This is a genomic window from Cohnella soli (assembly GCF_042655525.1).
GTDB lineage: Bacteria > Bacillota > Bacilli > Paenibacillales > Paenibacillaceae > Cohnella > Cohnella soli.
Map to the genome: position 1 here is coordinate 214,277 of NZ_JBHSMI010000023.1, position 16,890 is coordinate 231,166.

12 protein-coding genes are annotated in these 16,890 nt (G+C 54.0%); 10 read left to right on the forward strand and 2 right to left on the reverse strand.

Going from position 1 to position 16,890, the window contains the following annotated elements; genetic code table 11:
- Nucleotides 1-61 precede the first annotated feature (61 nt).
- Entirely contained in the window at nt 62-898 is an 837-nt protein-coding gene (locus ACFPOF_RS11625; RefSeq protein WP_378132676.1) for an AraC family transcriptional regulator, read from the reverse strand.
- A 227-nt stretch (nt 899-1,125) separates the two neighbouring features.
- On the opposite strand from ACFPOF_RS11625, the gene ACFPOF_RS11630 reads away from it, so the two are divergent.
- Genes ACFPOF_RS11630 through ACFPOF_RS11640 form a run of 3 tightly spaced genes read left to right on the forward strand, consistent with a single transcriptional unit; the run spans nt 1,126 to nt 3,819 of the window.
- Complete coding sequence (locus ACFPOF_RS11630) at nt 1,126-2,082, forward strand: zinc-dependent alcohol dehydrogenase (RefSeq protein WP_378132678.1); 957 nt, start codon at nt 1,126-1,128, stop codon at nt 2,080-2,082.
- Between the two features lie 19 nt (nt 2,083-2,101).
- The gene (locus tag ACFPOF_RS11635; protein WP_378132680.1) at nt 2,102-3,094 is read left to right on the forward strand and encodes a zinc-binding dehydrogenase; all 993 of its coding nucleotides are present in this window, start codon (nt 2,102-2,104) and stop codon (nt 3,092-3,094) included.
- Entirely contained in the window at nt 3,064-3,819 is a 756-nt protein-coding gene (locus ACFPOF_RS11640) for an SGNH/GDSL hydrolase family protein (RefSeq protein WP_378132682.1), read from the forward strand. The genes ACFPOF_RS11635 and ACFPOF_RS11640 overlap by 31 nt, the downstream gene beginning before the upstream one ends.
- Before the next feature lie 264 nt (nt 3,820-4,083).
- Here ACFPOF_RS11640 and ACFPOF_RS11645 read toward each other — a convergent pair whose 3' ends face one another.
- Nucleotides 4,084-6,174, reverse strand: coding sequence for a hypothetical protein (locus ACFPOF_RS11645; protein WP_378132684.1), 2,091 nt, complete (start codon nt 6,172-6,174; stop codon nt 4,084-4,086).
- A gap of 230 nt (nt 6,175-6,404) precedes the next feature.
- Here ACFPOF_RS11645 and ACFPOF_RS11650 point away from each other — a divergent pair, with 230 nt between their 5' ends.
- The 7 genes from ACFPOF_RS11650 to ACFPOF_RS11680 form a co-directional block, all read left to right on the forward strand.
- On the forward strand, nt 6,405-8,201 hold the full coding sequence (locus ACFPOF_RS11650; protein ID WP_378132686.1) for a sensor histidine kinase: 1,797 nt from the start codon (nt 6,405-6,407) through the stop codon (nt 8,199-8,201).
- Nucleotides 8,176-9,831, forward strand: a complete 1,656-nt coding sequence (locus ACFPOF_RS11655) for a response regulator transcription factor (protein ID WP_378132688.1) — start codon at nt 8,176-8,178, stop codon at nt 9,829-9,831. The genes ACFPOF_RS11650 and ACFPOF_RS11655 overlap by 26 nt, the downstream gene beginning before the upstream one ends.
- A gap of 160 nt (nt 9,832-9,991) precedes the next feature.
- Nucleotides 9,992-12,019: a hypothetical protein gene (locus ACFPOF_RS11660; RefSeq protein WP_378132690.1), complete on the forward strand. Its 2,028-nt coding sequence runs from the start codon at nt 9,992-9,994 to the stop codon at nt 12,017-12,019.
- A 118-nt stretch (nt 12,020-12,137) separates the two neighbouring features.
- Nucleotides 12,138-13,835: an extracellular solute-binding protein gene (locus tag ACFPOF_RS11665; RefSeq protein ID WP_378132692.1), complete on the forward strand. Its 1,698-nt coding sequence runs from the start codon at nt 12,138-12,140 to the stop codon at nt 13,833-13,835.
- Nucleotides 13,836-13,910: 75 nt separating this feature from the next.
- Complete coding sequence (locus ACFPOF_RS11670) at nt 13,911-14,810, forward strand: ABC transporter permease (RefSeq protein ID WP_378132694.1); 900 nt, start codon at nt 13,911-13,913, stop codon at nt 14,808-14,810.
- Between the two features lie 16 nt (nt 14,811-14,826).
- Nucleotides 14,827-15,711, forward strand: a complete 885-nt coding sequence (locus tag ACFPOF_RS11675) for a carbohydrate ABC transporter permease (RefSeq protein WP_378132696.1) — start codon at nt 14,827-14,829, stop codon at nt 15,709-15,711.
- Nucleotides 15,712-16,028: 317 nt separating this feature from the next.
- On the forward strand, nt 16,029-16,890 hold an 862-nt coding region (locus ACFPOF_RS11680), incomplete at its 3' end, for a hypothetical protein (protein WP_378132698.1).

Consider the following 16,890-nt stretch of genomic DNA (forward strand, 5'->3'; position numbering starts at 1 on the left):
TTTGATTACGATATTCATCGACGTATTTGTGAAGGAGGCCCAAATTGGGAGAAATCCAGGGCTAAACGCGGGTCTCTCGCTTCCTCCATTCGGAAGGAGACACGCCGTAAGTCATCTTGAACAGTCGGCTGAAATAATGGACGCTTTGGAAGCCCGTTGCAGAAGCAATTTCCTGCACGGGTTTTTGCGTTGTCGAGAGAAACCAGGCGGCGGCGTTCATGCGCAAATCCTGTAAATACTTCAACGGGGATTTGCCGGTGATGCTTCGGAACTGCCGGATGAAATAAGAAACGTCCAGATGGGCGGAGGCGGCCAGTTGGTTGACGGTATGCGGCTCGAAATAGGTGGATTCCAGATTACGCATGAGCGTGCGGATACGTTCGGAGGCTTCAGGTTGCTCCAGACGGGAACCGGTAAGGCGATCTGCTTCGGAAGCGGGCAGGAAATAGCAGCCGATCAGCAGCAGAATTTTACGGATATCCAATTGGGCGATCTGTTCGGCTACGGCTGCGAAAGGAGACTGTGGTGACAGCGTCTCGAGCAAGGAGTGCGCTGTGGTATACACCGACGCAAGACCTGGTTTCAAACGCTCTTCGCTCGTTTGCAGCATGTTCCAATCTCGCTGTTGAGGCAGGCCAGGGAAGGCTGCGGCGCTCTCGACGCCCAGTTCCAAATACAGAAAGCTGCATGGGGACGAACGTTCGCTGATCAGCGTATGCGGCGTGTTCGGCGCAAGCAGGAACAGAGCGGGCGCTTGCACGCGGTAGTCCTTACCCATCCATCTCAGATGGGCGCTGCCGCTCGAGATGAACAGAATTTCATAGCAAGGATGAATGCCGCCGCTTTCCAATTCCGCCTCTGCCGACAGATGAACAATATCGTATTTACGCAGTTCCACGCCGTTCGCCTCCTTCGCCAACTCCGACTATAAGTTGAATTTACGCCTACCGTAGGCAGATTACAATCTCTGAAGTCGATTTTGTGCAAATCGTGCTTCAAACAGCTAGAGCAGCGGGCATTTATGAATCGGCCGGATCCGTCAACTCGTATAGTCTCTGCAAATACAAGACGACTCGCGTCATGTAGCATGAAAGCTAGAACGACAACAGTGAGGAGAGGTTACAGATGAGCATGAAAACGTTGCACATTACCGGCCCGGGACAAGCGGAAATCATCGAGACTGAGATTCCCGCCATTCGGGATCACGAAGTGCTTGTGGAGATTGAAATGGTGGCGACTTGTCCGAGATGGGACATGAATATGATGGCAGGCAGAGATATGTTCGACTATGCGAAGTCGCCGGAGTATCCGCTGCCGCCGGGCTGGCCCGGTCACGAAGCTGCGGGGATCGTCAGAGCGGTCGGGAGCGGAGTCACGGGACTTCGGGTCGGCGACCGGGTTGCGGCGCTTGAGCATATCGGCGGCAACGGTGCTTATGCCCAGTATTTGAATTACAGGGAGCATGAGCTGATCAAGCTGCCCGACAATGTTTCTTTCCTGCAGGCGGTATCTTTCGAACTGCTGAAGTGCGTCATGATCGGTTTGTCCCAATTCGGCGATCTGCGCGGCAAGTCGATGGTTGTCTCGGGGCTCGGTCCGGCGGGGATGTTGGCCATTCAGGTGGCGAAAATCTGGGGCGCTTCGGAAGTCGTCGGTATCGACATTAATGCGGAACGAGTTCGTCATGTGCGTGAATTGGGGATCGGGGACGCGGCACTTACGGAGGAGCTTGGCGACAGGCGGTTCGACCTCGGTTACGATTGCGTAGGGGCAGCGCCGTCCGTGCAAAATTTGCTGCGCATCGTCGATCGGCACATTGTTATTTTCGGCGTGTTGAAGGGCACTGTGCAGTACGAGGAGGGGCTGTGGTTCACAGGCCTGAAGCTGGAGTCGTACCGTTATCGGGAATTCGGGCCGCGGGACCGCGAGCTGCTGCTCGACGCCGTTGCGAACAAAGGGCTGAACACGACATGTATCCAGACGCACCAAATTCCGTTTACCCGCTACGCCGAAGCCGTAGAGAAGTTGAGAACGCAGGAAGCGATCAAAGTTTATTTTTATCCCGGACGGGATTTTGAATAAGATGAAGGAGGGGCCGCGAATGAAGGGGCATGCGGTTGTGTTTACGGACCGGTTAAAGGCCGAATATCGGGAGATTGATATCCCTGAACCGGGGCCGGACGACGTCGTTGTTGATGTGGAAGTGTCCTGGATTAGCAATGGGACGGAGTCGTCGTTTTTCCGCGGTGAGCGGATCGCCGGCGATACGCCGTATGTCGAGGGGGCGCCGTGGCCGTTTCCGATTGTGGCAGGATACCAGAAGACGGGAATCGTAAGCCGCGTTGGCGCAAATGTACGGAATGTGCAGCCGGGCGACCGCGTCTTCGCCACCATTAGCCGGGTGGAGGGGATGTTCGACTCGTTCGGCGGTCACGTCAGCCCGGCCGTCACGCCGGCCGATCAAATATGGAAGCTGCCGGAGGGGCTGCCTGCCGCAGACTTCTCCGGTCTTGTGCTAACGCAAGTCGGGTACAACTGCGGCATGCGGGCGCCAGCCGGACCGGGCGATCGCGCGGTTGTGCTCGGCGACGGCCTTGTCGCTAACTGGACGGCACAGACGTTGCTTCATCGCGGGGCGGAAGTGATCGCGCTCGGTCGGCACGATGATCGGCTCGAGCGTTTCCCCGAGGCGGTTGTCCGTTGCAATACGAAGGCGGCCGACGTCGCGTCTGCCGTTCGGGCGTTTGCCCCGGAGGGCGTGTCTATCGTCATCGATACGGTCGGGGATATGGACAGTGTGATGGGGTTGCTTCCGCTGATGCGTCACGATAGCCATATCGTGTCGGCTGGGTTTTACGGCAGCGAAGGATTTGTCGATGTTCAACTATTGAGAGCAAAGGAAATTACGCTGCATTGCCCATCCGGCTGGACGCCCGAGCGAATGAACGAGACGTTGCGGGGCGTGCATGAAGGCTGGCTGGAGACAGGTCGGTTGATAACGCACCGTTATCCGGTCGAGCGCGCAGATGAAGCGTGGAAGCTGATTGCGGACAAGAAGCAGTTTTGCTTGGGTATTGTGCTAGACTGGAAATAGAGAGAAGGAGGACGAAGACGATGGGGTTTGCGCGTTTTAACGAAAGGCTGCGCGAGAGAGCCGGGGATGTCAGGGCCCGCGCGGTCACCTATGTCGCGATGGGCGACAGCGTCACGCAGGGTTGTATGGCAATCGGCGTGTCGGAGTACGAGAATATTTACCACCAGGTGTTGAAGCGCGGCCTTGAACGCCGTTATCCGGAAACCGTCATTAACGTCATCAACTCCGGCGTAAACGGCGATCAGGCGGAAGGCTCGCGATCCCGCTGGGAGCGCGATGTGCTCATGTACAAGCCGGATCTCGTCACGATCTGCTTCGGCCACAACGATGCGCACGGCCGCCAGGGCGGATTGCAGCCTTTCGTGCAGGCGCTTGACGATCTGGTGGCGCGCGTGCGGAGCGAGACGGACGCCGAGCTGCTGCTCATGACGCCGTGCATGATGACGAACAGGGACAACGACGCAGTCGCGGAGGCGCACAAGCCGCTGATCCCCGATTTCGTCTCCTTGGCCGAGGACGGCATTCTGCAGCTGTACGCCAACGCCGTGCGCGAGTTGGCTGCCAAGCTAAACGTTCCCTTGCTGGACGTGTATGGCATGTGGGAGCAGATGGTTCGGGAAGGCGTCGATATTGTGGCGCTCCTGTCCAACGGCATCAACCATCCGAACCCGAGCTTCCACGTCCAGTGGGGCCGGGCGCTGGAAGAGAAGCTTTGCGGGGAGTAGATGGCGGGCGTTAGTTTGATCGATTTCTCGGGTAAAGCGAGTCCAGGCGAGAACGAAGTGTGCGAAATGCACATAGTTCTCGCCTGGATGTTATTAATCACCGAAACGAATTTCCGAAAATACACTTAGCTGCACCCGAATATATTCGTAAATCCGTATATTAGCATAGACAATTATATATTAAGAACCTCTTATCCCGTCACCGCAAAATCCGCGCCCACCGCCGTAACGGCATCCGTAACTTCCGTAACTATCACCTGCCGATCATTCGCTTGGGAAGACGTCCAGAATCGTGACGCCGCCAGGCTGCAGCTTGACCTCGAAGCTTTGCTTGGAGGAGATCTCGCCGGTGTAGTGGTGGACTAGTCCGCCGGTCGCTTCGTCTTTGTAGCGGACGGGCAGAATCGGGAAGCTTGAGACGACGCGCGTGTCCGCAACGGTCGGTTTCATCGTGACGAAGGCGCGGCGGTACTGATAGTCGGTTTTGTTGAATAGATAGAGCCGGTATGCGCCGTTGGTCAGTTGGAAAGCCATGTATGGCGTGTCGCACGTCAACGGGCAGTCGGACAGCGACTGGAGCAGCAGCGCGACTGCATCGCGGAATCCTGTCGTCACCTTAGCGAAACGAAGCGTGTCGACTAGCGTGTAAGGGTGGTCCTCCACATCGGCCGGTTCACCCTCCAAATTCGGCGCGCCGTCGTCGACGGAGAGCAGCGCTTCGACTGCCGCGAGGAGCTCATCCGAAACCGAGGCCGAAGCGGAGCCGCCGAAGGCGAAAGCGGTCAACGGGCGGTTGCTGAAGCGGTCAGCGATCAACACGGCAGGCTTAATGCCGTAGGCTTCCGGCCGGAAGCCGCCGAGCGCGGTGCAGATGACCGTTCCGCGATCGTAAGCTGCGATCATACGTTGCTCTTCGGGAGACAGCATGTCGAAATCGGGAACGAGCAGCGTGCCGGAGAAGCTGTCCAGATCCTCCGAACGTACGCAGGCGCCGCAATGAGTGCCGGCCTTGGCCAACTCGTAGAACAGCTTGAACGGCGTCCAGCGGCGGGTGTCGATATACTCGTTCAGCATGCGCTCGTACGCATAGTCTGACCACAACATAACTGGAGACAGCGTGCGCTCGACATCGGCGGAGAAAGCAATCTCCATACGCTCGCGCTCCCAATTCCAGTCTTCGCGCTGGATGCCGTCGCCGAGGCAGAGGAAGTAGCCTTCCAAAGCGCGCCTAGATCCGTTTTTCTCCGCAAGCTGATAGGCCATCATCGTATACAGATCGCGTTCGTGCAGGCAGGGTGCATGCTTCATCACGTCCCATTCTTCGGTCGCATCCTGCACGCCGGCCATGGAGATCAGATGACCGTCGCGAATATGCGCCGCCGTCGTCGGAGCGATCGCCATATACCGGTGAAAAAAGTAATCCTGTGTCTCCCACGGAGAAGAGATGAAGACGCTCGTCGGCAGAATGTTCGCCGTCAGGTAATCGACGCCGGCACGCATGATCCGGGCCATATCCATGCCGAGGCAATACTTCGTCTCGAACGGGTCCGTGCAGTACATGCCGAGCACCATCACTTCGCAGCCGACAGCGTGGACGCGCGCGCAGATTTTCGCAAAGAAACGTTCCCAGCGCCAGCACAGGAATTCGATCCATTCGGCGCGAGCATGCCGCCAAATCCAGTCCCCGCGGGCGTCTTCCGTCTCGGCTTCGTCGTTGCCGAGTCCCGCCTTAATCGTATCGGGCAGGACGAATCCGGTATGGTCGACGAACTGCGTCACCAGGTCGGTCGAGTAGTCGCCGTGAAATATGTTCCCGTTCGGGCAGAAGCCGTCTGAGAGATGGACACCCTTAAAGCCGTAATCGACCAGCGTACGGCAAAGCTGATCGACGAAAAAGTCCTCATAGTAAGTCCCATCGGCAAACCGCTTGAGCGCAAAGTGCCCGTGCCGCCCGCCCCCTCGGCGATGGCTGTAGATTTCCGGGTGATCGGCAATCCATTCGCGGTGAAAGGCGTCACCGATCGTACTGCCCATAATACCCGCGTACATCCCGGTACCGGAAGCGGCCAGGTTGCGCGCGAGGTCTCGTAAATCATGATTCGTCCAAGGCTGCCGCTCCCGTTCGGAGTTGCGCGGAATGCCGTAGTAGGCGCAGTTGTCGGCGGGCAGTTCGTATTCTTCGTCCATTCCCCGGTGCTGGTTCACGAAATCCGGATGAAACAGCAGCGCGCAAGCCCCGTCCGGGACAAAACCTGTCTGATTCAGAAATCTGTCCGCGCCCCGGTCTGCATCCTCGCGCTCGAAGCCCAACATTTGCATCCAGATAAATACTTTACCGTTTTTCAGCTTCTCCAAAATGTCTCACTCCTTGTCTCACACTCAGTCCTGTTCAGCGAAAATTATAAGCAGGGAGCTGCGGCCCGACCACTTTCCATATTCGTCATCAGCTATCTTTTGTCCACCTGTCGCTCGCCGCTGCAGCCAAGTGGCGAAAAGATAGTCCAAATGGTCAACGGACAGTAGCGTTCCGTGGGACGATCCCTTATAATTTTGAAAACAACTCGGGTGGGCAGCGGGGTGGGCGCGTGAGAGCATTCAAGTATCCGAACATTTTCGTTAGAATCGTGGTTCTATTTCTTCTGCTTATTATTCCTCTCTATTTGCTCGTGTTTATCATCAACCATACGAGCGGCGGCATTCTGCGGAAGGAGATCGCCGGCTCCATGGCATCGCGCATCGGCTCCTACTCCGCGTTGATCGATTCGGAGATCAACCATATCGAACAGATGAAGACGGATTTTCTGAACGACGAGGATCTCCAGAAACTGAGCACGGTCTCGATCACGCTGAGCGATTATGAGAGACTGACGGCGGTTAACCGGTTGAAAAAGAAGCTGAATTCGTTCAAGGATTCCGCGCGCCTGATCAAGGACATCCAGGTGTACATCCCCAATCTCGAGAAAACAATCCGTGTCTCGACCTATTCGGACCCGATGAGCGAGCCCGAGATGAAGATGATCCGCGATTCCAACACGCTCCGGAGTCCGAGAATCATTCCTTGGAACGGCGAGTTGATCTTGGCTTTGTATGACCCTCCGCATTCCGGCGCGAGAACGAACTTTTACATGAAAATCGTGCTGTCCAGAGAGGCGATGATGACGACGCTGCAGCAAGTCACCGCCAAAGAGGACGGCAAATTCTATATGACCAATCTCGAACGTTCGTGGATGCTGTCCAATTCACATCCTCAGGCGACGGTCGAAGGCGTACCGGCAAGCCTGGAAAACCTGCTCAAAGAGGGGGCGGGGCGTTCCGACAGCGGGTTCGGGAGCTTGAAGCTGGACGGGCAACCGTTCTTCGGCGCATACCAGAGCTCGAAATATTTGAATACGGTGCTGCTGGTCGCTGTCCCGGAGAACCGGATTTTCGGCATGCTGGACCGGTACAATCTGCTGCTCTGGCTGCTGTCGGCGGCGACTGTCGTCATTGTGATCGTGTTCTCGTACCGGATGTACAAAATCATCCATCGCCCGCTGCAGGTGATGGTGCGCGCGCTGCGGAAAGTGGAGGACGGCGATCTGAATATTGCGCTCAGCCACGGCAAGCACGACGAATTCAAATATTTGTTCGGGCAGTTCAACGTGATGGTTAGCCGGCTGCGTGTCCTGATCCGCGAAGTGTATGAGGAGCGCATCCATTCCCAGCAGGCGCAGCTCAAGCAGCTTCAGTCGCAGATTAATCCCCATTTTCTGTACAACACGATTTTCGTGCTGCATCGAATGGCGTCGTCTTACGGCCTGCCAGATGTGACGCGTTTTACCGATTTTCTCGGCAAATACTTTCTGTTCCTGACCCGCACGGGCGCGGACGCTGTAACGCTGGCAGAGGAGTGGAACCACGCGGTTATCTACACGGAAATACAAAAAGTCCGGTTCGCCGACCGGATCGAGGTGGAGTGGCCTGAGTTTCCGTCCTGCCACAAGGAGCTTCGCGTCCCGCGAATGATCATCCAACCAATTCTTGAGAACGCTTACAAATATGGGCTGGAGAAAAAAGTCCGCGGCGGCAGGCTGCGAATTGCGGCGGAAGAAATCGAGGGCGGCGTAAACGACGGGGGAGGCGTAATGATCGTCATTGAGGACAATGGCGATCATCTGGACGACGAGACGCTAAGCGGGTTAAACCGTTCGCTGTGCGGCGACGAGATCGGTCAGGAAATCACCGGCTTGCTGAACGTGCATCGACGCTTGCAGCTATACTACGGGGCCGGATCCGAAGCCGGACTGCAATTCGGCAGAAGCGAACTGGGCGGGCTGCTCGTCGCCGTCAAAATTCCGTATCGGGGAGGAATGAAGCATGCATCGCGTATTGATCGTGGATGACGAGCCGCTGATCGTTCACGGGCTCGTCGACTTTCTGGCGCAGCAGGAACACTGGGCGCTGGAAGTGTATGGCGCGTTATCCGCCGAAGAGGCGCTGGCGCTGCTCGGCAAGCATCGGATGGACATCGTCGTCTCGGATATCGGCATGCCGGAGATGGACGGACTGGAGCTGCAGAAGCGGATCATCCGGCAGTGGCCGAAGTGTAAGGTCATTTTCCTGACCGGGTTCAACGATTTCGATTATGTCCAAGAGGCGATGCGCCACCAGGGTGTCGACTATGTGCTGAAGGCGGAAGGGGACGACGCGGTCGTTCGGGCGCTGGAGAAAGCGATCGAGCAGATCGGGGAAGAGATCCGCAAGGAGGAGCTTGTCGCCCAAGCGGACAAACAGCTGAAGCTGGCGCTTCCGTCGCTGCAGAGAGAATTGCTAAGCCATATTCTGCAAGGGGATCAACATGCTATCACCAAGCTTGAGAAGCTGTTCGCGGAACTGAACGTACCGCTCGCAGCGGACGCTCCGGTCCTGATGGCGATGGTCCGGGTCGATCATTTCGGACGGTTCCACAGCATCTACGACCGCAGCCTGCTGATCTACAGCATCCGAAATATCGCGCAGGAGATTTTGACGAGTTCGGTCAGGCTGGTTTCCGTGGAGCTGGACCGTTCCCGAACGATGTGGCTGATGCAGCTGGCGGGAACGGACGAAATCGGCGGCCTGCGGGAGAACATTCCGCAGTACATCGGGGGCTGTCTCGAGCTGATTCAGATGACGTGCAGGGATCTGCTGGATACGCCGCTTTCTTTTATTATGAAGAGGACGTCCGTTCGATGGGAGCGGTCCGCCGATCTCTATGAAGAATACAACCGGCTGCTGTCGCGGGGGCTGGGCATGGGCTCGGAATTTCTGTGGGTCTATGACGAGGGCTCGTCGGAAGCGGCGAGCGGGAGCGCGCGTGCGCCGTTCAACTCCGGACAGCTTCGCAGCCGAATCGACCTGATGACGCTGTATTTGCAGAACGGACAGAAGGAGGCGTTCGACGGCGCGCTGGCGGAGGTGATCCGCGACGGCGACCGGTACGAGGGCGATCCGGCGATCCGTCAGGAAATCTATTATTCGCTCGTGCCCATGTATCTGACGCAGCTGAACCGGCTGTCGGGCGAGGAGCGCGAGCGGCTGTTCGATATCGACAGACTGACGGGGCTGGGCGCGCACGTTTCCTGGAAGGAGGCGATGGCCTACTTGCAGGAGCTGTCGGGAGCGATATTCGCGGAAAGCCGCGGCGGCATGGAACAGGAGGAAAATGTCGTCGTACAGAAGGTTCAACGCTACGTCCGGGAACATCTGGGAGACGATCTTTCGCTTGTGGCCATTGGGGACGTCATCGGCCACAATTCGAAATATTTGTCCCGGCTATACAAGAAGGCGACGGGAGAGGACTTGTCGAGCTATATTAGCGGCATGAAGCTGAAGAAGGCACAGGAGATGCTGAAGGACACGCAGATGAAGATTTATGAGGTGTCCGCTGCGATCGGGTTTCTGTCGGAACCGTATTTTTATCGGTATTTCCGCAAGGCGACGGGTATGACCCCGCAAGAGTATCGGGATCTCCATGGAGGCGACAAAGATTGAGTATCTATGAACGACTAGGTGCGGCCGTCTAAAGCAACTGGTGGATAGAAGATAGAGGAAGTGGACATCGGAAAGTATTCGCCTGACGACTGCCCTCCTTATAATGGGACTATTCAAGGAGCCCGCATTTGCGGGCTTCCCATAAAGCGAGGGAAACGAATTGCGGACAACAACGAAAAACTATGAGAGCTGGATATGGATCGAGCTGATCGGATTCGATCATACGCAGGCGGATTATGGCGTGGCAGAATACCTGGATACGGTGGGATTCGCACCGGAAGCCGTTTCTCTTCTGTTCTTCACCCCCGATTTCGTGCATGGTCATGCCGGAATGGAGTTCGAATGGACGCTGCCTCCCGAAATGTGCTCTTATGCGGCCCGTCCATTCGGCAAACGAAACGACCGGCAGCCCTGGACCAACTTCCAGCTCAGGGGGCTCGTCAAGGAGCTGCAGTCGCATGGCGTCGCCGTCTACTGCAGCTTTTTCAATTTGTTCCTGTACCGGCTGGAAGGCAAGCCGCAGGCAAGTCGATGGTGCTCGGAGCATTCCGAACTTTATGAGATGCGCGCCAGCGGGGAACCGCTGCAAGTCATTCACCCGCTCAAGCGGTTCAAGGACGGCTCCTACTACGAAGACTTGTTCCTTCGCGATCTGATGACGGTGATGCGGGAATTTGGCTTCGATGGTTTCCATGGCGCCGACGGTTATACGAGCTCGCGTTTAAGCCTCGCGGAATCCGATTATTCCGACGATATGGTTGAGCAATTCGTCCGGCATGCGGGGACGGAAACGGTCGCGGGAATTTCTCTTCATTGCGATGGGGATTCCGGAAGCATGAAGGAGCGGGCGGATTGGATCTGGACAAACAGACGCATGGAATGGATACGCTTTCACGCGGAGCGTTGGGGAAGCCTCTGGGACAAAATCGTAGCTGCGCTCCATCGGGAAGGCAAGAAGGTCGTATTTAACTCAGCTTGGACCCGGGATCCGTTCGAGGCGTTGCATCGATACGGCGTCGATTATCGCCGGATTGCGGAGTCGGGCGTCGACGGGATCATCGTGGAGTCCGTCGGGGCGTCCCTGTCGGCGGGCGCTGACGAGACGGAATACGAGCCGGGCTCGGAATTCATGGCGATGGTCATGACTCTGAAAGCTTACGTGCCCGGCACGAAGCTGATCTGCCTGAATGCGATTCAGGATACGAACGAGCAGTGGGATTCGCTGCGGCATGCTCCGACCGTACTGGAGCGGGATATTTTCTCCTTCTCTAACGTCTATTCGAGGCAGTCGGACGGTGCCGTGCGCTGCGCTTCGGGGTTTATGGCCTGCCTGGGAGACGGAATCGACCGCGACGGCTGGAAATGGCTGACTTCGAGATGGGATCTCGGCTTTGGCGGCGAGCCAAGCAACGTATTGGGCGCCTGTCTGGTATGGTCCGACCGACTGCTCCACCGAAATCTGGAGACGTATGGCCGGACGCGGGAGTGGCATCCGCACAAATTCGCCCACGAACTGATCGAACGCGGCGCGCTTCTGCACGGCACGGTTAATGTCGGCCATCTGAAAAATACGAGCGGAGCGATCGTCGCCGTGAACGTTCATCTGCTCCCCGACGACGAGCTGCAGGAAGTGCTGGACTATCGGAACGGCCGGGTGATGATCATCGGTGCATGCGACGATCGGATTCTCCGCATCGCGGAGGAAGCCGGGTGGAAGCTCGAGTGCGAAGCGGGAGACATGTTCTGGGCGCAAGCGGAACGGACCGGCGGCGGAAATCCGGTGGTGCGGTCAGCAAGCGCAGGGTCGGAAAGAAAACAGGAGGAAGCGGGCGAAGCGCCGAATGACGCGATTTCCTGGCTGCATAGCCTGACGTATCGTCACATGCCCGAAGAACTGCTTGAAGCTTGCGTCCGATGGACCGCTGAAGATGAAGGAGGGGCTCCGAGGGCGCTGCGGAATCAGGAGTACATCCGGATCGCCGTATTGGAGATGGAGCCGAACCGGTGGCGGCTTCTGCTGCGGAACCTTCATATGAATTACAAGACGGCACAGATCGAGATCGGCCGCACGATCTCTTCGGTTCAGGTGCTGACGGACTTTCCGGGCATCCCGGTATTTCCGGATCAATCCCGCTTTCGGCTCTATGTGCCCGGCAGAGGGATGGTGATCGTCGACATTCGGTTCTGAAAGTTAGTGGAGAAAAGATAGAGAAAGTGGAATATGGCAAGTGGTTGCCCATTTGCAGTCAACTTATAATAAAAATCGTTAAACAAAACCATTTATGATTCCATTAAGGGGGAAGAGCATGAAAAGAAATTTATTGCTGCTAATGTGTTTTGTATTTGTAGGTTCTATCTTGCTTACAGCGTGTTCGAAATCCAACAATTCCGCTTCACCGGGCGCTTCATCAAGCGCCGCTTCCAGTGCGCCATCTTCCGCATCTTCGGAGCCTAGCGGAGAAGCAACGCCTGATCCGAGTGCAAAGTATGATCCGCCGATTACGGTAACAACGGTTAGGGCAATCACTGCAGATATGAAGCTTCCCGAAGGTCAAACTTATGAAGACAATGTATGGACGCGTACATTACGCGATGAGTACGGAATTGATACAAAAGTGCTGTGGGCTGTCGATAGCGGACAGTATGACAGCAAACTAAACATGTCCATCGCTTCCGGCGAATTGCCCGATCTGATGAAGGTTTCTCCTGCGCAATTCAAGCAACTCCTGGAATCGGACAGTTTGGCGGATTTAACGGAGGTGTACGAGAAATACGCTTCGGAGGAAATGAAGAAGCAGCACGCTATTGGCGACGGCATCGCGCTGAAATCAGGAATGGTCGGCGATAAGCTGTATGCTCTTCCTGATGCGGCCTCAGCTATTGGCGGGGCGCCAAGCACTTTGATCTGGATTCGTACCGATTGGCTGAAGAAGCTCGGCCTGCAGGAGCCAAAATCGCTTGAAGATGTGTTCGCCATCGCTCGAGCGTTCACCAAGAACGATCCTGACGGAAATCATAAAGCAGATACGACAGGAATTGTATTCGAAAAAGATTTCTTAGGCAGCGCTCTCGGCAATCGCGGCTTGTTTAACTCTTTCGATGCTTTCCCGAAATCCTGGATAGCGGATAAAACCGGAAATCTCGTCTATGGCAGCATTCAACCGGAAGTAAAAACAGCACTGCAGGCTTTACAAAATCTGTACAAGGAAGGACTAATTGATAAGGAATTCATCGTCAAGGACGCTGGAAAAGTGATTGAGACGCTGGTAGCCAACAAGGCCGGAATCGCCATTGGACCGCATTACTTCGGACAATTTATTCATCAAACGAAGGTTAAGCACCCGGAAGTGGAATGGAAACCATTCCCGCTGATGAGATTGGACGGCAGCCAGGCGAAGGTCTCGCTGAATTCGCCGACGTTGGGACAATACGTTGTGCGCAAAGGCTATTCTCATCCTGAGGTTATCGTGAAGATGATGAATATGGCTTTCGATATCACCGTTGGCGATAGAGCGACGAAAGAAAATTATGATAAATACATGTACGATCCGAAAGACGGAACGATTCAAATCTGGAAATTTGCTCCCGTCTTCTCCAATGATTCCACGGATGTGTTATTCCAGCAAATCATTGATGCGACGGATGCGAATGATCCGTCTCTAGCGACGGATGCAACGGCCAAGCTTGTGATTGAAAACGCGAAGAAAGCGCGAGATGGCGAGAATTCCTTATACGGTTGGACGCTATACTCCGATGCTTGGAAAATTTATTTTGACCTGATGAAGAAAGGCTTGTATGTAAACAACGGTTTCTACGGCGTTCCGACACCGACAATGACGGATAAACAAGCGACGCTTGACCAACTTGAGCTGGAGACGTTCTCCAAGATCATTATGAATGCTGCGCCAATCGACGACTTTGATAAATTCGTGGAAAATTGGAAAAAGCTTGGCGGAGACCAGATTACGAAAGAAGTAAATGAATGGAAACAAACCATGAAGTAAATCAAGATGCCTGATCATGAGTCGGTTGCTTCCATGGAGCAAGCCGACTCATGTTGGCAATGGAGGAGCCTGTATATGCCAGCTCGCAAATGGAGGAAAGAAGGGCCTCTTCATCTCATGCTGCTGCCCTCGCTTGTGCTGTTGTTGATGTTCAGCTACTTGCCGATGGCTGGAATTGTCATTGCGTTTCAGAAGTTTAATGCGGGTCTAGGCGTATGGCGTTCGAAATGGATCGGATGGGATAACTTCACCTATTTATTCATGCTGCCTAACTTCAATCAAGTTCTTATCAATACCGTCGTTATTGCAGGGATGAAAATCATTGTCGGGATTCTGTTGCCTTTAATCGTTTCCATCATGCTTAATGAAGTGCGCCACAAGCTGTTGAAATCAGGGATTCAGACGATTATTTATCTGCCCCACTTTTTATCATGGGTCATACTGGCGGGAATATTGATCGATCTCTTGTCAATGAAGGGCTTGGTTAACGCGTTTTTGACCCGCATATTCGATATTTCACCGATCTTTTTTCTGGGTGACAATAGCTGGTTTCGAATAATACTTGTGCTCTCCGACGCCTGGAAGGAATTCGGATTCAGCACAATTGTCTATCTTGCCGCCATTACGAGCATCAATCCGGCCCTTTACGAATCTGCCACAGTAGACGGCGCGGGCCGTTGGAAAAAGACATTAAACGTGACGATTCCCGGGATCATCCCGATTATCGTGCTCCTGACGACTTTAAGTCTTGGCAACGTGCTCAACGCAGGCTTTGATCAAGTATTTAACTTGTACAATACGGCCGTCTACGAGACCGGTGATATTATCGATACGCTCATTTATCGTACCGGCTTGGTGGAATTCAAGTATGGCCTGGCGACTGCCGTAGGCGTTTTTAAGTCGGTCATCTCATTCATCATGATCTCCATATCTTATTGGCTTGCTTATCGGCTAGCAAACTATCGGATTTTCTAGAAGGAGCGCTATCGCAATGAAATATGCACAGCGACCTATGGAACGAGCCGGCATTTGGCTGATTTATCTCGTTCTTATTGTCCTCTCGATCTTATGCATTCTGCCCATGATCCACGTATTGGCGGTTTCATTATCCGGCTCAGCCCCCGCCACCGCCGGTCAGGTTAACTTCTGGCCGATCGATTGGACGTGGGAGTCCTATCGCTATGTATTCGGCAAAGCCCAATTTATTAAAGCGATGGGTGTCTCTGTGGAGCGGGTTGTGCTTGGTGTAACCATTAGCATGCTATTGACCGTGCTTGCTGCGTATCCGTTGTCCAAAGAGCAGAGCGAATTTCGCTTCCGAACCGTGTATGCCTGGGTTTTCGTAGCGACGATCTTATTTTCAGGCGGACTCGTTCCCTGGTATATGACTATACGAACATTTCACATGCTTAATACGATTTGGGCGCTTGTCCTTCCGGGGGCTGTTGCGGTATTCAACACCATCGTGCTGCTTAATTTTTTTCGCGGCTTGCCGCGAGAACTGGAGGAAGCGGCGTTTATCGATGGCGCCCGGCATGGAACTGTTCTATTTCGGCTGTTCGTACCGATGTCGCTGCCAGCGATAGCAACGCTTACGTTGTTCAGTATTGTGGGGCATTGGAATTCCTGGTTCGATGGGTTGATTCTGATGAATAGCCCATCCAATTATCCGCTTAGCAGCTATTTGCAAACGGTAATCATTGGACGTGAAATGACACAACTGTCTCCTAATGACACCGTCCTTTTGTCGCGAATTTCGGAACAGACATTGAAAGCGGCGCAAATCTTTGCAGCATCGCTGCCTGTGCTGATCGTCTATCCGTTCCTGCAGCGTTTCTTTGTTAAAGGCATTGTGTTGGGCAGCGTTAAAGGATAAATTCGTCAAATCAGACAATAGAGCAAGCGACTTCGGCGTTGCGGCTTACTTGGATATGGTCGTAACAGTTCCGGACGGCATTTCCTTGCTTTTTTTGTTATTCAGAATTTATAAGTTTCACGCTTATCCACTTCTGAATAACCTCCGCAAAGCTTCTCCAGCGCCGGAAGGACGCTGAAGGCGTTTTTGCTTGCTGATCTCGTTTACCGCAAGGCATCGACTGGTTTCATCCAACGATTTTTGGTGTGACTTTGTAGACTAATAAACAATTGGTGTAAGTATTTTTGATCCCAAAAAAATGAAGGGGTTGTGATACTGTGAAATATATGAAGATATTGGGTATTATCTTATTTGTTATTATGTCCGTCGTTCCACAATCAGTTGCAGCAAGGGCTTATGCAGAAGAGTCTGATCCATTACCCGTGATCATCTCGGACACCTTCTCGATTGATGGGGTCAATCGCACGGTCGGCAGTCAATTAAACGGTAGTCAAACAGAGGTTGGGTATGTGAATTGGACGACTAAAAGTGGTCAATGGGCTTACCCTAATGCATATGTTTTCGCAGAGACAGCAGGAGAACAGTATATTAAGCCAAGTGCTTCGGACTCTCTTCAAGCAAATGTGCCCTTTGAACCACAACAGAATTCACAAATGAGTGTAGAGGCGGATCTATGGCCGGACAGCAACGGAACGGGGTTCATGGCAATCGGGTTTAATAAGGGAGAATCTGAATTTTGGTATGACGGCCAAATTTGGATGAATATCAGAGGCAATGGGGCTTACGAAATTTATGCGAATGGGACGGCTATTCCCATTGGACAAGGAACATCCACAGCTTTCATTCCGAATCAAATGAACAAATTGAAAGTGAGCTATGACTCATCTTTGAAAACGGTAACAGCATGGGTAAACAATGAACAAGTAGTCGATCATTTTAGTCTCGGCAGTTTTACACCGGATATCCAATATACAGGATTTATGGTTACTTCGGGAGATGTAAATGTCCAAAGGATTGATAATTTCGTCGTTAGAGGTGTACGGGTTCCATTGCCGGAACCAACATTACCAGTGGTCATTTCGGACACCTTCTCGATTGATGGGGTCAATCGCACGGTCGGCAGTCAATTAAACGGTAGTCAAACAGAGGTTGGGTATGTGAATTGGACGACTAAAAGTG